Source organism: Sphingomonas sp. 28-62-20, assembly GCF_002281505.1.
The window spans coordinates 229,659-250,201 of record NZ_NCGH01000011.1 but is presented as its reverse complement, the minus strand read 5'-3'; the positions used below and the strand labels follow the sequence as shown (position 1 = coordinate 250,201).

General features: G+C 62.7%; 17 protein-coding genes. 10 read left to right on the top strand and 7 right to left on the bottom strand.

The features are described from left to right. Positions 1-23: 23 nt before the first annotated feature. Entirely contained in the window at positions 24-659 is a 636-nt protein-coding gene (locus B7Y43_RS11595; RefSeq protein ID WP_374131826.1) for a trimeric intracellular cation channel family protein, read from the bottom strand. A gap of 705 nt (positions 660-1,364) precedes the next feature. Between B7Y43_RS11595 and B7Y43_RS11590 the strand changes: the two genes are divergently transcribed. Together B7Y43_RS11590 and B7Y43_RS11585 are read left to right on the top strand one after the other, a co-directional pair. After that, on the top strand, positions 1,365-1,670 hold the full coding sequence (locus tag B7Y43_RS11590; protein ID WP_374131809.1) for a hypothetical protein: 306 nt from the start codon (positions 1,365-1,367) through the stop codon (positions 1,668-1,670). Between the two features lie 168 nt (positions 1,671-1,838). After that, positions 1,839-2,393 (top strand): glycine zipper 2TM domain-containing protein, encoded by a 555-nt coding sequence (locus B7Y43_RS11585; protein ID WP_374131808.1) that lies wholly within the window; start codon positions 1,839-1,841, stop codon positions 2,391-2,393. Between the two features lie 47 nt (positions 2,394-2,440). On the opposite strand, the gene B7Y43_RS11580 is transcribed toward B7Y43_RS11585, so the two are convergent. Together B7Y43_RS11580 and B7Y43_RS11575 are read right to left on the bottom strand one after the other, a co-directional pair. After that, positions 2,441-5,425 carry a pitrilysin family protein gene (locus tag B7Y43_RS11580; RefSeq protein WP_374131807.1) on the bottom strand — a complete coding sequence of 995 codons (2,985 nt, stop codon included), beginning with the start codon at positions 5,423-5,425 and terminating at the stop codon, positions 2,441-2,443. Positions 5,426-5,569: 144 nt separating this feature from the next. Beyond that, positions 5,570-5,866, bottom strand: a complete 297-nt coding sequence (locus B7Y43_RS11575; RefSeq protein WP_374131806.1) for a hypothetical protein — start codon at positions 5,864-5,866, stop codon at positions 5,570-5,572. A gap of 57 nt (positions 5,867-5,923) precedes the next feature. On the opposite strand from B7Y43_RS11575, the gene B7Y43_RS11570 reads away from it, so the two are divergent. The 4 genes from B7Y43_RS11570 to B7Y43_RS11555 are packed head-to-tail and all read left to right on the top strand — an operon-like array spanning position 5,924 to position 8,900. Next, positions 5,924-6,736: a hypothetical protein gene (locus B7Y43_RS11570; protein ID WP_374131805.1), complete on the top strand. Its 813-nt coding sequence runs from the start codon at positions 5,924-5,926 to the stop codon at positions 6,734-6,736. Between the two features lie 55 nt (positions 6,737-6,791). Further along, complete coding sequence (crcB, locus tag B7Y43_RS11565) at positions 6,792-7,166, top strand: fluoride efflux transporter CrcB (RefSeq protein ID WP_374131804.1); 375 nt, start codon at positions 6,792-6,794, stop codon at positions 7,164-7,166. Next, positions 7,163-8,284, top strand: a complete 1,122-nt coding sequence (locus B7Y43_RS11560) for an RluA family pseudouridine synthase (protein WP_374131803.1) — start codon at positions 7,163-7,165, stop codon at positions 8,282-8,284. Before crcB ends, B7Y43_RS11560 begins: the two co-directional genes overlap by 4 nt. A 10-nt stretch (positions 8,285-8,294) precedes the next feature. Beyond that, positions 8,295-8,900, top strand: a complete 606-nt coding sequence (locus tag B7Y43_RS11555; protein WP_374131802.1) for an FMN-binding negative transcriptional regulator — start codon at positions 8,295-8,297, stop codon at positions 8,898-8,900. A 10-nt stretch (positions 8,901-8,910) separates the two neighbouring features. On the opposite strand, the gene B7Y43_RS11550 is transcribed toward B7Y43_RS11555, so the two are convergent. From B7Y43_RS11550 to B7Y43_RS11540, 3 genes are all read right to left on the bottom strand, one after another. Further along, complete coding sequence (locus B7Y43_RS11550; RefSeq protein WP_374131801.1) at positions 8,911-9,438, bottom strand: hypothetical protein; 528 nt, start codon at positions 9,436-9,438, stop codon at positions 8,911-8,913. 50 nt (positions 9,439-9,488) lie between these two features. Continuing rightward, positions 9,489-10,472 carry a bifunctional helix-turn-helix transcriptional regulator/GNAT family N-acetyltransferase gene (locus B7Y43_RS11545; protein WP_374131800.1) on the bottom strand — a complete coding sequence of 328 codons (984 nt, stop codon included), beginning with the start codon at positions 10,470-10,472 and terminating at the stop codon, positions 9,489-9,491. A 119-nt stretch (positions 10,473-10,591) separates the two neighbouring features. Next, the gene (locus B7Y43_RS11540) at positions 10,592-11,584 is read right to left on the bottom strand and encodes a mannose-1-phosphate guanylyltransferase (RefSeq protein ID WP_374131825.1); all 993 of its coding nucleotides are present in this window, start codon (positions 11,582-11,584) and stop codon (positions 10,592-10,594) included. A gap of 229 nt (positions 11,585-11,813) precedes the next feature. Here B7Y43_RS11540 and B7Y43_RS11535 point away from each other — a divergent pair, with 229 nt between their 5' ends. Genes B7Y43_RS11535 through B7Y43_RS11520 form a run of 4 tightly spaced genes read left to right on the top strand, consistent with a single transcriptional unit; the run spans position 11,814 to position 18,666 of the window. Next, on the top strand, positions 11,814-13,202 hold the full coding sequence (locus B7Y43_RS11535; RefSeq protein WP_374131799.1) for a TIGR03013 family XrtA/PEP-CTERM system glycosyltransferase: 1,389 nt from the start codon (positions 11,814-11,816) through the stop codon (positions 13,200-13,202). 4 nt (positions 13,203-13,206) lie between these two features. Next, on the top strand, positions 13,207-15,276 hold the full coding sequence (prsK, locus tag B7Y43_RS11530) for an XrtA/PEP-CTERM system histidine kinase PrsK (protein WP_374131798.1): 2,070 nt from the start codon (positions 13,207-13,209) through the stop codon (positions 15,274-15,276). Next, positions 15,273-16,625, top strand: coding sequence for a PEP-CTERM-box response regulator transcription factor (gene prsR / locus B7Y43_RS11525; protein ID WP_374131797.1), 1,353 nt, complete (start codon positions 15,273-15,275; stop codon positions 16,623-16,625). Before prsK ends, prsR begins: the two co-directional genes overlap by 4 nt. Further along, entirely contained in the window at positions 16,609-18,666 is a 2,058-nt protein-coding gene (locus tag B7Y43_RS11520; RefSeq protein WP_374131796.1) for a tetratricopeptide repeat protein, read from the top strand. Before prsR ends, B7Y43_RS11520 begins: the two co-directional genes overlap by 17 nt. 12 nt (positions 18,667-18,678) lie before the next feature. On the opposite strand, the gene B7Y43_RS11515 is transcribed toward B7Y43_RS11520, so the two are convergent. Next, positions 18,679-20,466 (bottom strand): ABC-F family ATP-binding cassette domain-containing protein, encoded by a 1,788-nt coding sequence (locus B7Y43_RS11515; RefSeq protein ID WP_374131795.1) that lies wholly within the window; start codon positions 20,464-20,466, stop codon positions 18,679-18,681. Positions 20,467-20,543: the final 77 nt, after the last annotated feature.

Sequence of the window (20,543 nt, the reverse complement as noted above, 5' to 3'; positions counted from 1 at the left end):
GCCTGGCAATTGGAGGTTCGCCGCTACCCCCTCCCCCGATATGCCGGTAGCGCGAGTTTCCAGCTGATCGCCGCTGCTCGCAGTGCAAAGCCTGCTGACGCAGCGACGATCGCGGCCAGTGGGGGTGGCGCGCCGCCTGCAATCAAGCCGACATACAGCGCCGCTGCCAGTGCCGCCGCCGTCACGTAAATCTCGGGCCGCATGATGATCGACGGCTCGCCTGCCAGGACATCACGGATGATACCGCCGACGCAGGCGGCGACCACGCCCATCAGCGCCGCGGGAACGGGTGGAACGCCGTACGCCAGCGCCTTGGCCGCGCCGAACACCGCATAAGCGGCCAGCCCGAGCGCATCGAACCAGTCGAGCGCCTGACCGCGCCACCAGCGTTCCGGGGTGATCCAGATGACGAACGCGACGATCAGGCACACCGCCGCTGCCCGGCTGTCATGCACCCAGAACACCGGCGCACCGATCAGCAGATCGCGCACCGTGCCGCCGCCAACGCCAGTGACCAGCGCGAAAAAGCTGAGCGTAACGATCGTTTGTCCGCGCTTGGCCGCTGCCAGCGCGCCAGAGGCAGCGAAAACCGCCAACCCGACAAGATCGAGCCAGGGGCCGATCGCGAGCGGAAATTGATTGAGGACGGGCGGCAGCATGATGCTGGGATAGCGCGAGGCGGGCGATGTGTCTGCCACTGTCCCGGCTACGGGGCCGAAAAAGGCCGCGCCCCCAAACGCAAAATGGGGGCCGGCATCGCTGCCGACCCCCGGTCGCCGGACTTCGATCCGCTTGAGGTTCCTTTCGGTTCCCCCGCGCCTTCTGGTTTCGGCGGCATGCTCGGCCGGTGCCGCGGGGGGCATCAGGCTCCGCTTTGCGGCTGCCGTTCGCTGATCGGCCAACGATCCTTGCGGACCAGTCACCCCATCACCGTTCGAACAACCAGGCCCGCTTCGCTCTTTCAAGCGTCCCGAACCCTTGGCTGCCGGCCCGTTCTTGTCGCCATGCCCGCTTTCGCGCACATCTTGCCGCCAACGATCGACCACCCATCCGGTCTGCCCACGGTTTCCTTGCGGCACCTGCGGGTATTCCTGATCTAAACCGCTGATCTTTCTGCAGTTTCCTGCGTCTCGACCCGCTGCTTACAGTCATGATGCTGTCACTGAATGCGAGTCGCACCAAGGGAAATCGGGCGTCATCGGCCTGTGGATAATGTGGATATCGTGGACAGAATTGGCCCGGTTTGATATGAATCACTGTCGGGCTTATTGCTGCTCACCACAGCGTTGTTTCGTTTTCATGAAACCCCAAAGGGGAAAGCGGCGTTATTCCCCCGTCCTCATCCAAGGTTAGGGAGTTTTCCGATGCGTAAATTTTTGATGGCACTCACCGCCGTGTCGCTCGTCCTGCCGGTGGCATCGATTTCATTCCCCACCCAGGCCGAAGCGCGCAAGAAACATTACAAGCCGCGTGTCTATACCCGCAATGGCAAGACCTATTGCCGCCATTCCGATGGCACGACCGGCTTGATCGTCGGTGGCGTTGGTGGCGCGGTGGTTGGCAATGCGCTCGGCGGTGGTTTGCTCGGCACGGTTGCGGGCGGCGTTGGCGGCGCCTTTGGCGGGCGCGCGATCGATCGTTCGATTACCGCCAAGAAGCGCTGCCGCTAACCAGCGCGTTATCGTTCTCGCAAGCAAGGGGCCTGGCGGCAACGCTGGGCCCTTTTTGGGTGGCGCTTGTCCGCGCGCTCATCGGGGGAGCGTGCGGTGATTGGCCATCACGCAACCGAAGCCGCGGTCATCCGTTTGGTCCTTGTCTATCACATTAAGGAAAATCCGATGCGCTTCGTCTTCCTGGCTGCCGCGATGGCAGCGATTGCCCTGCCGGCGCTGCCGGCCGCCGCCCAAACCCCCAATCAGGCCTATCGCAACGATGCGCGTGACGCTGAGCAGGATCGTCGTAACGCGATCAACCAGGCCGATACCCCGCGCGAGGTTCGCCAGGCGAACCAGAATTATCGCAGGGATCTGCGCGATGCCCAAAAGGATCGCCGCAACCATATCCGCGATTGGCGCCAATATCGCCAATATGATTATAACCGGCTACCAAACGGCGAAACCACTTATTATGCCGATCAATATTATCGCGACGGCAGCAATTATCGCACCCGACGGCTGACCCGCAACGACCGGGTCTATCGCGGTCGTGACAATCGTTATTATTGTCGGCGTTCAGACGGCACGACCGGCCTGATCGTCGGCGGTATCTCGGGCGGATTGCTCGGCAATTCTATTGCTGGTGGCGGATCAAGGACACTCGGCACGCTGCTTGGCGGCGGGATCGGGGCGTTGCTTGGCCAGTCAATCGATCGCGGCAACGTGACCTGCCGCTGATCGGGCGCTGCTGAGTAGCCCGTTGCCATTGGCATGCGCGACTGCCGTTAGCGAGCTGGTTTGCTCGCTTCCGGCAGAACGCGGATGTCGATCGCACCGCGCGGTTTCAGATATTTGCGGACCACTGCTTGCACCTGCTCAGCGGTCACCGCGGCATAGCCAGTCTCCCGCGACAAGAAGCTGCTGAGCACGCGGGGATCGTCAAGATCGCGTGCCAAAACGCTCAACCAAATGCGGTTGTCCGTCGTTTTCTCGCGAGCGATACTGCTCAATATGGTTGATCGAGTCCGTTCGAGATCATCGGCTGGCGGGCCGTTGGCCGCAAGCGCCGCGATCGCTTCCGCCAGCGCCTTTTCAAAGGCGGGGATCTTCTCGGCAAGCAACTGCGCGCTGGCGCGAAACATGCCATAGCGTGGCAGCACGTCGGATTGGTTACTGCCCACAGACGGGGCATAGCTGCCGCCTTGCTGTTCGCGAAAGTTTTCGGTCAGCTGAGTCTGCAAAATCGATGCCGCGATGGTGAGCGCCCGACTTTCTGCAATATCCGCGTATAGTCCTGTTGTCGGCCAGTTGCGGAGGAATATCGCCTGATCGGCGGCACCCCGGTGATAGAGGGTGATGGGTTGGCGGGTCGGCGGTGAGGGCCGTACATCGATTTGCGCTGCCGTCGGCGGCACATCCTGCCGTGGCGGCAAGGCGCCGAAGCTCGCAGCAACGGCGGCAATCAAGGCGGCGCGGTCATAATCGCCAACCACGACGATCTTAATCGGCCCTTCGGCCATGCGCGCATCCCAATACGCCCGAAACGCGTCGTTGCTCAGCGCGCGCACCTCTTTGGGGTCTGGGATGCCCGCAAATCGCTTATCGCCATTGGTGAGATAGCTTTCACCATAGGCCGACAGCACCGAACCGGGTTGGCTGAAGATCGTGGCATAGCCCGAGTCGAACCCGGCCTTGAACCGCTCAAGCGACGACTCGGCATAGCGCACATGATCGACAAGCGCGGTCATTAACCGAAGGCTGTCGGCCAGATCGCGGCGGTTGGTTTGCGTATTTAGGTCAAGGCTGCCCCGAAACATCCGGAGGTTGAATCCGATTTGTCGTCCGCTCGTTACCCGCGCGAGCTCATCGGCGGAGAACGGGCCAATCCCCATGCTTATCAATGCGCCAGACGACCAGTCGAGTAAGCGCGCATCGGCATCCCGATTGAGCGCGCCGTGACCAATTTGGACGAGCACGGTAACCGCATTTTTCTCGATCGCCGTCTGCTTGATGTCCAGCTCGACGCCATTGGCGAACATGATTCGCTCGGCATCGATCGCGGTGACTGGCCGGGTACTTGCCACGGTGCCGGGCGGCCCAGGCGCTTTCAATTCATCCAACGATGCCGCGCGGATCGTTTGCCCTTGCGCAGCGGCGGTGGTGCGGGCGCGTGCAAGGGCCGCCAGCAGCGTGGCATCGCCGCCATCAATCGCCGTCGGCGCGCTGACCAGCATGCGCGGATCGGGTGCCAACAAGTCGCGGATCGTCGATTGGATCAGCGCGGGGGTCACTACCGGCCGAATTTTCCCGAAAATAACGCTGACCACTTCCGGTGACGCGCTGACCGACCCCCGATCGACATCATTGGCAAACAGAGTTGCCAGTCCAGCAGAACTTGTGTCTGGCCGGGCGATGATGGCGCGGTCAACAGAGAGTTTCAGATTGGCGAGCTCTTGATCGATTTCGGCCTGGGCGGGCGGGGCATCACGCAGGCCGTTCACAATCGCAAAGGTCCGATCCAGGGCAGCGGAGAAGGCTCCTGGCTTTGGCATGATGGCAATCGTCAGCGCCTCGGTATCATGTCGCCGCGATCCATAACTGGCGTTGGCCTGGTTGATTGGGCCGGTCGCCTGGGTTTCGGTCGACAGCCGCCGATTGAGGATTGCCAGGGCAATGGTACGCATGACTTGCGGTAACGCTGTTTTGAGCGTGTCTGGCTTGTACACAAATGGCCGGATCCAACTGATCGTCGCAGCGCTGGGGGCGAGTGGATCGACGACCGACAGCGCGGGCGTTGGCGGCGACGCAAGCGTGCCGTAATCGGGCTCGGTCGGTTTTGGCCCGTCGCCCTGCCAACGGCCAAAGCTCGTCTCTATCGCGGTGATCAGATCGCTGGGCTCGGTATCGCCGACGATGATCACCACGGCGCGTTCCGGGCGGTACCAGCGGCGCTGAAAGGCGCGCAAGCGATCGGCGGAGGCGGCAGCCAATGTTTCCGGGGTGCCGATGATATCGCGCCGGGCGGACAGCAGCCCGGGGATGAACAAGGTGTTGGTCGCGATTTTGAATTTCTCGCTAAGCGGCGTTGATCGCGCGGCGCGTTCGGCAAGGACGACCTTGCGCTCAATTTCCACCAGTTTCGCATCGATTGACGCGTTGGCCAGCATATCGGCCAGAATGCCCGTTGCCGTCGCCACAGAGGCGGCATCCGACTTGGGCAGATCGAGCTGATAAAGCGTGGAGTTGCGGGACGTGAAGGCGTTGGTATCCGCCCCAAAGCGCGCGCCCATGCGCTGCCAGACCTTCACCGCTTCGCCATCGCCCAATGTCGGCGTCCCGCGAAACACCATATGTTCGACAAAATGGGCCCAACCCTGTTCTTGGTCAGCCTCCATCAGGGCACCGACATCAAGCCTTACCCGGATGGCAACATTGCCGGTCGGGCGGGCGTTGCGGCGCACGGCATAGCGCAGGCCATTGGCAAGCGTGCCGGTGCGCCACTGCGGATCGGCGGGAATGTCACTGCCGGCATGTTGCCAGGATGTGCTCGGCGGGGCGGCAATCCGCGAGACTGGCGTGACGATTTTTGGGGGAGTAGCAGACGGGGCAGTAACAGGCGGGGCGGTAACAGGTGGGGCCGTGACCGGTGGGGCAGGCGCAGGGCCAGGGGGCGTTCCCGGGACGGCTTGCTGGGTCGCGCCTAGCTGCGGTGCAAGGACAAGCAGCATGAGCAGCATGGCGCGCCAAGCGCGGTCGACCGATGCTCGCATGCTGATGAATCCCCGGTTCAGATAAGCCTATGTCTTCTCGGGCCAATCATGCACAGCAAAGTGCGGCTGGCGAGCGAAAACACGTGCTGCACCGTCTCAGGAACTGGCTTTGGGCGCGGCCACCAAGCCGCGCGCCTTTACGATTCAGATGAAGCCGCCGCCCAGGAAGAGCCGGAAGCCGCCGAAGATCAGCACCAGCAGGTTCAGATTGCGGCCGCTCTTGCTGTCGGACAGCAAGCCCAATGCGGTGCCGACAATGGCCATCGGCAAGGCAAGCCAGTTGAGCCAGCCGAGCAGGGGGACTAGCCCGACCAGGGCGATGACAAAGGCCACAAGGCCGACCAGGATCGAGAGGATGTTGAACATGGACCATCCATGCCGAACTGTATTACTCATGTCAAGCACCTGATTGCTGTTCTCCCCGGAAATCAGGCGCGCCACACGCTTCCTTAACCCCTTTTCAGCCATGGTCGGGTGGACCCTCCCGGGAGTGTATTGATGGTTCGCTGTGGCATTCGTGCCCATTCTGCCCTTGGCTGGCCTTTCTCAGGCCTCTCCCGCGCTGCTCTTGCGGCGCTGGTGTTGCCGATTGCGCTTGCGGCCTGTGGCAACGGTGGCGCGGCCGACCGCAACATCGATTCGCTTGATGCCGAATTGGCTGACGGCAACAGCAGCGGCAACACACGCGATCCAGCGATGATGAGCGCGCTTCAGCAGCAGATCATGGTTGATCCCGCGCTCGCCAGCCAGGCCAATTACGATGCGATCCGCCCCCCGGCACAACCCTATTCTGCCCCCGCTGCCCCTGAAATGATGGCAGTGGGGCGCGGCACGACCGGCACCAGCACAAGTGAGACGTTGAAATCGGCCCCTGCGCCGGTGCGCGGCCAAGGCTGCCCGAAATGCAGCGCCGCGCGCGAATCGCTTACCCTGGGTGGCCTGGCTGAACGCCAATCCCCGCAAGGCACCAGTGCCTGTGCTGCCAATATCAATTATTCCACTGGTTGGGCGAATCGCTTGCCCGGTGATGTGCCGCTCTACCCCGATGCGCGCGTGCGCGAGGCGGCGGGCGCCGACAGCCAGACCTGCGCGCTACGCGTCGTCAGCTTCGCCAGCACGGCGCCACTGCAAACAGTGCTGGATTGGTATTATACGCGGCTCAGCAAGGTAGGATATTCCGCCGAGCACCAGGCCGATGGCGACGATCATGTCCTTGCGGGCACCAAAGGTGAGGCTGCTTTCGCCGTATTTGCCAGCGTGCGCACCGATGGCGGCACCGACGTCGATCTTGTCGTCAATCGCGGCAACTAGTCACGCATTTTTACCGCTGGGTTCTCATTCGCGGCCATTCGCGCTACGGCGCTGCATGTTTTCACTTCCACTCGTGATGATCGGCGGGGCGCTTGGAGCCGGCGCCCGCTATTTGGTTGGCCGCTGGCTGCTGGCGATGTTGGGCCCCGGCTATCCCTGGGGCACGCTTGCGGTAAACCTGTTCGGCGGACTGGCGATGGGCCTATTGGTCGGCGCAATGGCGCGGCTATCGGCTGGGGAAGGGGTGCGCCTGTTCCTGGCGGTCGGCGTGCTTGGGGGCTTCACGACGTTTTCGGCCTTCTCGCTTGAAGTCGTGGCGATGATCGAACGCGGTGCAGCCGTTGCGGCGCTTGGCTATGCGCTGGTGTCGGTGAGCGGCGCGGTTGTCGCGCTGTTCGCTGGACTGGCCGTAGCGCGGGTGATGGCATGAGCGACAAGAGCAAAAGCGCGGCCACGGCCGCTGACGTCCGCCAGTTTACCGTTGGTAGCGATGACGATGGCATCCGGCTTGATCGCTGGTTCAAGCGGCATTTGGAGGGGACGAGCTTCACCACCGTCGCCAAATGGGCGCGCACTGGCCAATTGCGCATCGACGGCGCGCGGGCGACGCCGGGCGACCGGCTGGTCGCGGGGCAAGTGCTACGCGTGCCGCCCGCCGAGCCCGTCCATGTTGATGCGCCTAAGCCAAAGCTGCGTGATCGCACGCCACTGACGCCGGATGAGGAATCCTTCATCCAGGAACTCGTCATCCACAAGGATGCGCAGGCAATCGTCATCAACAAGCCGCCCGGCCTCGCCACGCAGGGGGGCACCAAGACCACCGAGCATGTCGATGGCTTGCTCGACGGGCTTTGCTTCGAAAGCGAAGGTCGGCCCAAGCTTGTCCACCGGCTCGACAAGGATACCAGCGGCGCATTGCTGGTTGCGCGTAACGCCCGCGCGGCCGGGCATTTCGCCAAGGCCTTTTCCAGCCGCACCGCGCGGAAAGTCTATTGGGCGCTGATCGTTGGCGTGCCGGATATCTTTGACGGGATGATCGAGCTGCCGATCGGCAAGCAACCCGGATCGGGCGGCGAAAAAATGCATGTCGATGAGGAAAATGGCAGCCCGTCGCGCACCCGGTATCGCGTGATTGAGCGCGCCGGCAATCGCGCCGCCTGGGTCGAGCTCCAGCCCTTGACCGGGCGCACCCACCAGCTGCGCGTGCATATGAACGCGATCGGCCACCCGATTGTTGGCGACGGCAAATATGGCGGCGCGGCTTCGTTCTTGACCGGTGGCGTCAGCCGCAAGATGCACCTGCATGCCCGCCGCATCCGGATCGATCATCCCGATGGCGGGCAGATTGACGTGCGGGCCGACCTGCCCCCGCATTTTGCCGAAAGCCTGAAATTGCTCGGTTTTGACGAAAAACTGGGCGATGCGATGGTGCTCGACGAGGTCAAGTTCAGCGAAACGCCTGAGGGGAAGCGCCGCGCCGCCGCCGCCATCGCCAAATCGCGCCGGCAGGAACGCAAAGGCGAACGTCGGGGACGACAACGGCAATAAGACCGCGCCGATGCACCCCAATAAGGCATTCCGACAGGGCGACGACGCGGCGTTAATCGCCTGGGCAAGCCGCATCGGCTTTGCCCATTTGTTGATCGCGACGGTCGATGGGCTAATGGTCGCACATGCCCCGATCGTGCAGACCGGGCCGACCGCGCTGTCCTTCCATGTCGCGCGTGCCAATCGGGTTCATCCCCATCTGGATGGGGCGCGGATGATCGCCAGCGTCGCCGGGGCGGAAGGCTATGTGTCGCCCAACTGGTATGCTGATGGCGCCAACCAGGTACCGACCTGGAATTATGTTGCGGTCGAGCTTGAAGGCACGGTGCATGCACTTGATGAAGATGGGCTGGTCGCCCAGCTCGATGCGCTCGCGGCCGCGCATGAGCCGCGCGTCTTGCCCGACAATCCATGGACTCGCGACAAGATGGACGAAACGCGCTTCCGCGCGATGCTGCGTGCCATCGCTGGCTTCGACCTCAGGGTTGAACAGGTGCGCGGGACGACCAAGCTCAGCCAGAACAAACCGGCGGGCGACCGCGCTCGAGTCATCGCCGGGCTGGAGCAGAGCGGCCATGCAGCGTTAGCGGATGCCATGCGCCGCGTTGGCGAGTGACACCCGAGGATCAGTCCTTCTCGTCCTCGCGCGGCAGTTCGGGCTGATCATCAACCGCTGATGCGCGGGGGGCGGCCGGCACGCTGCATCGTTTGTATAGGCCAAGGCCCTTCAAATAGCCGCGCCGCACCGATCCGGCATAGACAGCGGCTTCCGCACGGCGCTGCGCCTTGTCTGCGCCGGTCAACACGCGCACCAGGCCCAGGCCGGGGATGAAGGTGTTGACCACACCCCGTGCGGCGGCGGCGGCGATCACGGATGCCTCCCCCTTTTTCTTGGCTGGCGTGTCGACATCGGGGCCAAGCGCTTCGGTCAATTTTTGGACCTCGCCGGCAATCGCACTGCAGGTTTTGGTATTTGCCGATGAATAGGGTGCAGAGGCCGCCAGCTGCAGGATTTCGGGGATCTTGTCCTGCTTGATCTTGGTGTCGCGCAACGGCTGTTCGGCGGCGCGCCGAATGGAAGTGTCGTTTTCCTGCGCCACAGACGGGACGGAAATACAGGCCAGGGCCAACAACGGCGCCGCAAGGGAATTCATTTTCAAGCGCATCGATAGTCTCCGATCCAGCATCCCCGCCGACATTGCCCCTAGAGGCTTGTTGACGCCTTGTCGAAGCTGGCAGCGTGATCTGATGGCCAATGATACCGCATTGCGACGTCGCAGCGCGCATACCGGGCACCAAAGGTCTGCATGATCCCCGCATCATGCTGGAAACCAAGCTTCTCGTAGAGGTGGATCGCTGGCGCACATGCCTTGTTGGTCAGCAGATAAAGCGTTTCGGCACCCATCATTCGGGCGCGGTCAATGACGGTCGCCAGCAGGAATTCGCCCACCTTGCGCCCGCGCGCGCTTTGACGGACCCCCATCTTGGTCAGCTCGAACTGGCGCGCACCGGTCTTCTGCAAGGCACAAGCCCCGACGATACCCAGCCCGGCTGCTTCAACGAACAATATCGTCCCGCCGGGATCGACGATCCGTGCGCGCGGATTGAGCAGGACGTCGCGATCGGTGTCTTCCATGCGGAACATGGCGGTGATCCATTCGGCGTTGATGTCATGAAAATCGCCGGCAAGCGCGTCGCTAAACGGACGGATCACCAGCCCATTGCCGCGTTTATCGAGGGGCGTGGCCGACAGCGCGGCTTCGATCTGGTTTAGTTGGTCGGGCAGCGGCCCGGATACTCCGGCGCACAGATTAATCACCGCTGATTCGACGCGGGGCCAAACATCGCGCTTCGATCGGGCGATCATGGCGATTCCGTTTGGGGTAAGCGCGACCGTTTTCTGGCGTTGATCGCGGCCGATCCGTTCAATGCTGACCAGATCGAGTGCCGCAAGGCGGGTCAGCAACCGCGTGATCGCCGGCTGGCTCAGCTGCATTGCTTCAACCAATTGGCCAATTGTCATCGGTCCCGCCTGATCCAGCGCGGCAAGCACGGGATATTGACTCGGTTGGATCGGCAAGCCCGCTTCGGCAATGATGCGGCTGACATCGCCTTGCAGCCGTTCGGCGAGCCGCTTCAGTCGGCTGCCCAGAAACAACATGCTGTGATCCGCCAAAATGTCCATCATCACCCTCCGACTACATAGTCAGTTATATAACAAGCTATATATCTGGGCAAGGCTGAGGCCCGCTTGGTCAATCCGGCGGATCGACCGGGGGAACCACCTTCAGCGACAGAGTTTTGTGGCTAGGCGGTTTTCATCGCATCAAGCAGCCGCTTGACCTCCTGCGATCGGCCACGCGGGACGATCAGCAGATCATTGCCGCTCGCCACCACGATCAGGTCGGTCATGCCAATCATCGCGATTCGGATTGAATCGCTGCGTACCAGACAATTACTGCTCTCGAGCAACACGACATCGCCCTGCACGCTGTTGCCCTGCTCATCGGCAGGACTGAGCAGATGCAGCGCGTCCCAGCTGCCGACATCGCTCCACCCCATGCTCACGGGAACGACGGCGACCCGATCAGCCTTTTCCATCACCGCATAATCGATCGATTGGGCTGGTGACGCGGCAAAGGCGTTGGCATCTGGCGCAATCCGGCGCCCGTCATGCTTGGCCAGCGCCATGGCGCGGGTTGTCGCTTCCAGCATCGTCGGCGCATGCGTGGCGAGCGCTGCCAGAAAGGCATCAGCGCGAAACAGGAAAATACCGCCATTCCAATAATGGTCACCCGCGGCGAGCATCGATTCTGCCCGATCAAGCGGCGGCTTTTCGACAAAATGGAGCACCTTGTGGACGCCCGGAGTCATCTCCTCGCCGGTTTGGATCCAGCCATAGCTGGTTTCGGGCGAGTGGGGATCAATCCCAAAGGTGATCAGCCATCCCTGCTCGACCAGCGGCAATGCGCGTTCGACCGCTGCGTGAAAGGCAGCGCCATCTTCAATGGCATGATCGGACGGCATCACCAGCAAGGCTTGATCGCCGCCACCTGCAGCAATCGCGGCGAGCGCAATTGCGGGGGCGCTGTTGCGGCCAAATGGCTCAAGGATCAACGCCTGCAACGGCAGATCGATCGCCGCCATCTGCGCTTCGACTTCGCTGGCATGTTGTGCATTGGCAACAATGATCGGCGCGGTGAAGCGAACATCGCCAGCGGTGCGCTTTGCGGTGAGCTGCAGCATCGTCTCTTCGGCGGTGAGCGCCAGCAGTTGCTTCGGCCGTTCGGGGCGCGACATCGGCCATAACCGGGTGCCCGTCCCCCCCGACAGGATAACAGGAACGATAGATTGGTCGTGAGACATCAATTTCTCCTCAACAGCCAGCGATAGGCCTGGCCGTGCGATAGGGAAACCGTCCAGTCCGCCAGATGTCGCATCGCAGCAGCGGTTTTTTTGAAAATTTATGCCATCACCCGCGCAGCTATGTCGGAATTGTTTACACTTGGTCAGCTAGAAGGCCGGGGCCATGATCAGATTATTCAAGCATTATGTCCCCAACGCGGTGTTGTTGCTCGCGATTCTGGACATCATCCTGCTGCTCGTATCGGGGGAGCTGGGCTGGGTGTTCCGGATGGGGCAGCTCGACAAGCAGGTGCTGCCGATCATCACGCGGCTGCCCCAGCTGCTCTGCTTTGCCGTTACCCTTGAAATCGCGATGATCGCGGTTGGTGTCTATGGTGCGGGCGCGCTGCAATCGCTGCGTTATGCAACCGCGCGGCTGATCGTGGCGGTGTCGCTGGGCATCATCGTGCAAAGTGCGATCTATTATCTGGTGCCCGCGCTCGATTTCTGGCGCTCAAATCTGCTCTACGGGATGGGCCTGGCGGTCGTCGCACTGATTTTGTTGCGGATCTTGCTGGGCAAGACCCTGGGTAGCCAAGCATTCAAGCGTCGCATCGTCGTGCTTGGCGCGGGGTTGCGCGCGCAGCGGCTGAAAACGCTAGCGCAGGCGCCGGGCGCGGCCTTTGTCGTCGTCGGCTATGTCTCGATGAGCGAGGCTAATCGCGTCATCCCAGAGGCGATTGCGCGCGACGCGATTTATAATCTGGCTGACCATGTCGTGCTGCTCAACGCCAGCGAAGTGGTGCTCGCGCTGGAGGAACGGCGCAACGCCTTGCCCCTCAAAGATCTGTTGCGGATCAAGACGACCGGCGTGCACGTCAACGAGATTTCCACTTTTCTTGAACGCGAAACCGGCCGGGTTGACCTGGACAGCGTCAATCCCAGTTGGCTGATTTTTTCCGACGGCTTTTCATCGGGTCGCATGCTTTCAGGTGCCTTCAAGCGCTTGTTTGATATCGCCGCCAGCCTGATCCTCATCGTGGTAACGGCGCCGCTTGTCCTGGTCACCGCGCTTGCGATCAAATTTGAAAGCAAGGGACCGATCCTGTACCGGCAGCGCCGCGTTGGCCTGTACAATGTCGGCTTCGATATCGTGAAGCTGCGCTCGATGCGCCAGGATGCTGAGGTCAATGGCAAGGCGGTGTGGGCTGAAAAGGACGATCCGCGCATCACCCGCATCGGCCGGATCATCCGCAAAACGCGCATCGACGAGATCCCCCAGGCCTGGAGCGTGCTCAAGGGTGAAATGAGCTTTGTCGGCCTGCGTCCGGAACGCCCGCAATTTGTCGATGATCTCGAACAGCAGCTGCCTTATTATGCTGAGCGCCACATGGTGAAGCCGGGCATCACGGGCTGGGCACAGATCAATTACCCTTATGGCGCGTCGATCGAGGATAGCCGGCAGAAGCTGGAATATGATCTCTATTACGCGAAAAACTATTCGCCGTTCCTTGATCTGCTGATCCTGTTGCAGACGATCCGCGTCGTGCTGTGGCCTGAAGGCGCGCGGTGACGCGGTGACCGCGACATTGATCCTCTGGGCGCATGCCCTGATCGCGCTGTTGTTCGGCGCGCTGGCGGTATCTCAGCTTAATCGCGCCGGTACCGGACTGCCGCGCTTGGCGTTTCTGGTTGCGCTATCCGCGACGGCGCTGTGGGCGCTGGCAATCGCCGGTATCGGTGTCGGCGATTTGATGAGCTGGATTGCCGAAGCCGCCCGCAACATCAGCTGGCTGGTATTCATGGCCGCGCTGGTGCGGCGGGATCGCAGCGCCCGGATGGGCGCTGAAATTCGCCTGATTTATGGTGTCGTGCTTGTCGTGGTGGTCGCCGCGGGCGGCCTGTCGGCACTGGCCGCTGTCGTGGTCGGCCGGGCCGATCTGGCCGGCATCGCCGAGGTCGCGGTGATCATGCGGATGCTGGTCGCCGTTGCCGCCTTGGTGCTGGTCGATCATCTGTACCACGCGGTCGCCCCGGCGGCGCGTGGCGGTATCCGACTGGCAGCGCTGGCGCTGGCTGGCATGTGGCTGCTCGATCTTTCCCTATATACACTGGCCTTTCTTGGCATTGGCGATGCGTCGGTGCTGATCCTGGCGCGCGGCATCGCAATGGGGGCGATTGCGCCGCTGTTTGCGCTCGCAGTGCATCGCAATGGCGATTGGACGCTGCAATTGTCCCGCGCGGTTGCCTATCGGTCGCTCTCAGCAGCAGCGATCGGGCTTTACATTCTGGCGATGGTCTTGGGGACCGGTGCATTGGGCGCAATCCCTGCACCCTATGGCCGGATCGCGCAGACCGCGCTGGTGCTTGGCTCCACTACCGCGATCGTCACCATCCTGTCTTCGCCCTGGTTGCGCGCCTGGATCAAGGTGAAGCTTGCCAAGCATTTTTTCAGCCACCGCTATGATTATCGCGCCGAATGGCTGCGCTTTACCGATACATTGGGCAAGCCCGGTGACGGCGCGGCCACGCTGGAGGCCCGTATCGTCAAAGCAGTCGCCGATTTGACCGATTCACCCGGCGGCATGCTGTTGGTGCCCGATGGTTCGGGTCTGGGGCAGGGGGCAATGTGGAACTGGGACCCAACCGGCCTGCCAACCCAAATCGGTGAAAACAGCCTTGCCCGCTATCTCGAATCTTCAGGGCGGATCATCGCGCTTGATGACGGGCGCGCGGACAGTGCCGATTCAGCCGAAATGACTTGCGTGCCAATCTGGATGCTCGATCGCGGCGATGCCTGGGTCCTCGTCCCGCTGGTGCATTTCGGAAAGCTCACTGGGGCCATCCTGCTGGCCCGTCCGCAGATTGATCGCCGCCCCGATTGGGAAGATCTCGATCTGCTGCGTATCGCGGGGCGGCAGGTTGCCAGCTACCTCGCCGAAGCCCGCGCGCAGGAGGCCTTGTCTGAATCGCAGCGCTTCGATGAATTCAACCGCCGCTTTGCGTTCATCATGCACGATATCAAAAATCTGGTGAGCCAGCTCAGCCTGGTCGCCCGCAATGCCGAACGCCACGCCGAGAACCCCGATTTCCGCGCCGACATGATCGCGACGCTCAAGGATTCCGCCGCGCGGATGAACGATCTGCTGGCGCGCCTTTCGCAGCATCACAGCGCCCGACCAGAGGCACTCGCGGCGGTTGAGATCGTGCCGCTGGTCGAACGCGTCGCCGCGCTCAGGCGCGCGCAGCACCCGATTGCCACAGGGGGGCTGCGCGATGCGCTGATCCTCGCTGATCCCGTGCGGGTCGAACAATTGCTTGGCCATTTGCTGCAAAATGCAATTGAAGCGAGCCCGTTGGGTGATCCGATCACGATCATGGTGGCGCGGGCTGGCGAGGAGATTGCGATCGATATTGTCGATCATGGATCGGGCATGAGCCCCGCCTTTATCCGCGACAAATTGTTCAAACCCTTTGTCTCTTCCAAGCCAGGCGGCTTTGGGCTCGGCGCGTTTGAGGCGCAGCAATTGGCCGAAGCGATGGGCGGCCGCGTCGAAGTCTTCAGCCGCGAAGGGGAGGGGACGCGCTTTCGCGTATCCTTGCCGATGGCGGGGGCAGATGCCGATCATGTGGCGCGTGCCGCATGACCGCAATCCGGAAATTGCTGATCGTTGAGGATGATCTGGGCCTGCAGCGTCAATTGCGCTGGGCCTATGATGGCTATCAGGTGTTCGTCGCCAGCAACCGCGCCGAGGCGATCGATCTGTTGCGCGCTGAGGTGCCCGATGTCGTGACGCTGGATCTGGGCCTGCCGCCTGATCCGGACGGCGTGACCGAGGGCTTCGCCACGCTTGATGCGATCCTGGCGCTGAAGCCAGATACCAAGGTGGTCGTCGCCTCTGGCCACGGCGCGCGCGAAAGCGCGCTCAGGGCGATCGAACACGGGGCCTGGGATTTTTATCAAAAGCCCATCGACATCGATCAGCTCGGCCTGATCGTCTCGCGGGCTTTTCACGTGCATGCTCTTGAAGCCGAAAACCGGCGACTGGCTGATACTTCGGCAGGCGCCGCAGCGTTCGGGGGGATGATCACCGCTGCCCCAGAAATGTTGAAGGTTACCCGCACGATTGAACGCGTTGCGCCTGCCGATGTCTCGGTGATGCTGCTCGGCGCTAGCGGTACCGGCAAGGAATTGCTCGCGCGCGGCCTGCACGAAGCGAGCCGGCGGCGCGGCGGTGCCTTTGTGGCGATCAACTGCGCGGCGATTCCGGAGACGTTGCTCGAATCCGAGCTGTTCGGCCATGAAAAGGGGGCGTTCACCGGTGCTGTAAAAACCACCGAGGGCAAGATTGAGCAAGCCCAAGGCGGCACGCTGTTCCTTGACGAGGTCGGCGACATCCCGCTGGCGTTGCAAGTGAAGTTGCTGCGGTTTTTGCAGGAACGCGTGATCGAGCGGATTGGCGGGCGCAAGCCAATTGCCGTCGATACGCGAATCGTCTGCGCAACCCACCAGGATGTCGATGCGATGATCGCTGATGGCCGGTTTCGTGATGACCTTTACTACCGGCTTGCCGAAATTGTCGTGCGGATCCCCTCGCTCGCTGAGCGGACCGGCGATGCCGGCTTGCTGGCGCGGCACTTCCTGAAGAAATATGCCAAGGCGATGCATTCGAGCGTGACCAGCCTGGCGCCTGATGCGCGCGCGGCAATCGACGCCTGGGGCTGGCCGGGGAATGTTCGCGAGCTTGAAAACCGCATGAAGCGGGCGGTGATCATGGCAGAGGGCAAGGCAATCACCGCCGCTGATCTTGATCTGGAAACGGGTGCGTTGCCCGAGCCGCTGAACCTAAAGGCCGTGCGCGAAACCGCGGATCGCAACGCGATCCGCCATGCCTTGTCGCGCGCCGAAGGGAATATCTCCAACACAGCCAAGCTGCTCGGCATCAGCCGGCCGACGCTGTATGATTTGCTGAAATCCTATGATCTTCAAGCTTAAGTCGGTCGGCCTGGCGCTGGCGGGGCTTGCCCTGGGCGCGGTCGGGCTGGTTGCCGTCGCGCGGCAATCAACCGCGCATGCCGATCCCGCCACTGCGCGGCAGTCACTTGCGCTCAGCCTTACCTTGTTCAACCAGGGCAATGCCACCGCCGCGCGCAGCCATGCGCTGAAAGCGGTCAGTCAGGATCCGAGCTGGGGCCTTGCCCATGCCGTGCTCGCCCGCACCTATCTGGCGCTTGGCGAAGGACAGGCGGCAGAGGGCGAATTGCGCCGCGCCCGTGATTCAGGTTTTGACATGGGGCGGGCGCATCAGCTTTCCGCAGAGGCGTGGCTGCTTCAGGGCGATACCAAGCGGGCGCTTGCCGAAGCAGAGAAGACGGATCCGCGCTACCGGCTTTATGGCCTGCGGATCGCCGCGCGGGCGCTCGCCGCGCAGGGCAAGCTGCCGCAAGCGCAGCGCGTGCTCGCTAAGGTGCTGCGCGCGACCAACGGGAATGACGGGCTGGCCTGGACCGATCTTGGCCGCGTCCGCCAGCAATCAAGCGATATCGGTGGGGCGATCACGGCGGCTGACCGCGCGCTCGCCATTGATCGCGGCAATGTTGATGCGCTGGTGCTGCGCGGTGAACTGGTGCGCAGTCAATTTGGCTTGATTGCGGCGCTCCCCTGGTTCGAAACCGCGTTGAAGGTTGATCCTTGGCGGCATGATGCGCTGATCCAATATGCCGCCACCTTGGGCGATGCCGGGCGCTATTCAGCGATGCTGGAGATGACCCGGCGGGCGCTCGCGGCGCGGCCCGGCAGTCCGCAGGCACTGTATCTGCAAGCGGTGATGGCCGCACGGGCGGACAATGATGATCTGGCGCGCAGCCTGCTTCAGCGCACCAATGGCGCGCTTGCTGGTCAGCCCGGCGCTTTGTTGCTTGGCGGGCTGCTTGATTACCGCGCGGGTGCCTATCAGCAGGCGATTGATCAGTGGCGCTGGTTGCTCAGCGTGCAGCCGATGAATCTCGAAGCCCGTCGGCTGCTGGGGGCAGCGTTGCTCAAATCGGGCGATTCGCGCGGCGCGCTGGATATTGTTCGGGCGATTGCGGTGCGCGGCGATGCTGACAGCTATGTGCTCGGCTTGGCCGGACAGGCTTTTGAACAGAGTAATGAACGCGATTGGGCAGCCCGATTGCTCGATCGTGCTGCCATCCCTGCGCGCGATGATGCCAAGCCGTTCGGCAGCGACACACCAATCGCCGATGCCGCAGGTGCGCTGGATCGCCGCCCCGATGATCCGATCGCCGCGGTCACCTATATTCGCGGGCTGATCGATGACGGCCAGGCCGCCAGCGCGCTGGCCGAGGCACAGCGACTGGCCCGGTTGTTTCCTGGCGCGCCGCAGGGGCATTTGCTTGTCGGCGATACGTTGATGATGATGAAGCGGTTCGATGCGGCGGCCAGCGCCTATGCCCGTGCCGCCAATCTACGGTTCGACGAAGCAACGATGCTCCGCTCGGTCGAGGCGCTTGATCGTGCCGGTGATCGGGAAAAGGCAGCGACGGTGCTGGCACTGTTCCTCTCGCAAAATCCGCAAAATATTGTGGCCCGTCGGCTGACCGGTCATTGGCAAATCGCCAGCGGCGAATGGGATGCTGCCATCACAACGCTGGAGGGATTGCGCGCCCAGCTTGGCAATCGCGATGCCGCGTTGCTCGCCGAACTTGGCCTGGCCTATGCCGGTGCTGATGATGTCGACAGCGCGCGGCTTTATGCTGCGGCGGGCTATCGGCTGGCCCCGCTCAACCCGGCCACTACTGATGCATTTGGCTGGGCGTTGTTCCAGGCGGGCGAAGACAAGGCGGCGCTTGAACTGATGCGCAAGGCCGTGTCGATTGCGCCGCGCCATGCCGGTTTGCGCTGGCACATCGCCCAAGTGGAGGCGGAACTGGGCGACAAACTGGCCGCTCGCGCCGATATCGCCCGCGCGCTCGCCGATCCGCGCTTTCCCAATCGTGCAGAAGCGCGTGCGTTACTCGCCACTTTGGGGGCGTGACCGACGCGGTTGCTACCCCAGTGCTTCGAGCTGCTCTGCTAACTCCAGCCAGCGTAGTTCCGCCGCTTCCTTCTCCGCACGCTCGCGTTCAATGGCCTTGCTGAGCGCTTCGAACCGCGCAAAATCGCGCGTGTAGAGATTGGGATCGGCGAGTAGCGCTTCGTTGCGCTTGATCGTCTGGTCGATTTCCTCGATCCGCTTGGGCAGCAGATCATAATCGCGCTGATCCTTATAACTCAGCTTGGCACGGGGCGCGGGCGGCGGCGGTGGCGTGGACGGGCTGGACTTGCTGGTGGCCGGCCGCTTGGGCTGTTCGCGTTGACTGCGCTGGCGCTCCCACTCCTCATAGCCACCAGCCACGACATCGACATGGCCGCTGCCATCGAGCCCCAGCGTGATCGTCACGGTCCGGTCAAGGAAATCGCGATCATGGCTGACGATCAGCACAGTGCCATCATAATCGCCGATCACTTCCTGGAGGAGGTCAAGCGTTTCGAGATCAAGATCATTGGTCGGCTCGTCGAGCACCAGCAGATTGGAGGGGCGGGCAAATTCGCGCGCCAGCAAAAGCCGCGATCGTTCGCCACCCGACAAGGTCGCGATCCGCGCCTCGGTCATGTTCGGATCGAACAGGAATTCCTTCAAATAGCCGGCAATGTGCTTCTTGACGCCCTGCACTTCGATCCATTCGCCACCGTCGCACAGCACGTCGCGCACCGTTTTTTCCGGCGACATCAGGCTGCGTTGCTGATCGATGATCACCCCGTCCAACGTCTTGGCCAGGCGGATATGGCCGATATCGGGCGCGATTTCGCCGGTCAGCAGCTTGAGCAGCGTGGTCTTGCCCGCGCCATTCTTGCCGACAATGCCGATCCGGTCGCCGCGCGTAACGCGCAGCGTCAAATTGTCGATGATCGTGCGGTCGCCATATTTCTTGGTCACGCCCTTGGCGTCGATCACCGTTTTGGTGCGGACATCGTCATTGCCGATCGAGAGGTTGGCGGCCCCTTGCGGCCCCAGCATCGCCGCCCGCGTCGCGCGCATTTCCTTTAGCTTGGCCAGCCGCCCCTGGTTGCGCCGCCGCCGCCCGGTCACGCCGCGCAACAGCCAATGTTCCTCAAGCTTCAGCTTGGCATCAAGCCGTTCGGCATTGCGCGCTTCCTCGGCATAGACCTGTTCAGTCCATGCTTCGAACCCGCCAAAGCCAACTTCCGCCCGGCGGATGGCACCACGGTCGAGCCACAGCGTCTGTTTGGTCAGCCGCGTCAGGAAGGTGCGATCATGGCTGATGACGACAAAGGCGCCGCGAAACCGCGCCAGCCAGTTTTCGAGCCATTCGATCGCGGCAATGTCGAGATGATTGGTCGGTTCGTCGAGCAGCAGCACATCGGGGTCCTGCGCCAGCGCACGGACGATCGCGGCGCGGCGGCGCTCTCCGCCAGAGGCGCTCGCGGCTTCGCGGCTCAGGTCAATGCCGAGCTGATCGGCGATTGCCTCTGCCTCATGCTTTTCCGGGGCGTCGTTGCCGGCCAGCACGAAATCTTCCAGCGTGGCAAAGCCAGTCACTTGCGGGTCCTGTTCCAGCAGGATGACGCGCGTGCCCGGCACGATGGTGCGCCGCCCTTCGTCGGCCTCAATCCGCCCGCCGATCAGCTTGAGCAGCGTGGTCTTGCCCGCCCCATTGCGGCCGATCAGCGCCAGCCGGTCGCGCGTGCCGATATGGATGTCGAGGTCGCGGAACAACCAGCCGGACCCCTGAACGAGCCCGAGATTTTCATATGCAAGGATTGGTGCGGCCATGCAGGAGCCGTTAGGGGGCTTGTTGCGCTGCGGCAAGTTTCTGTTGGCTGACAAGCGCATTCACGGGCTGTTCAAGC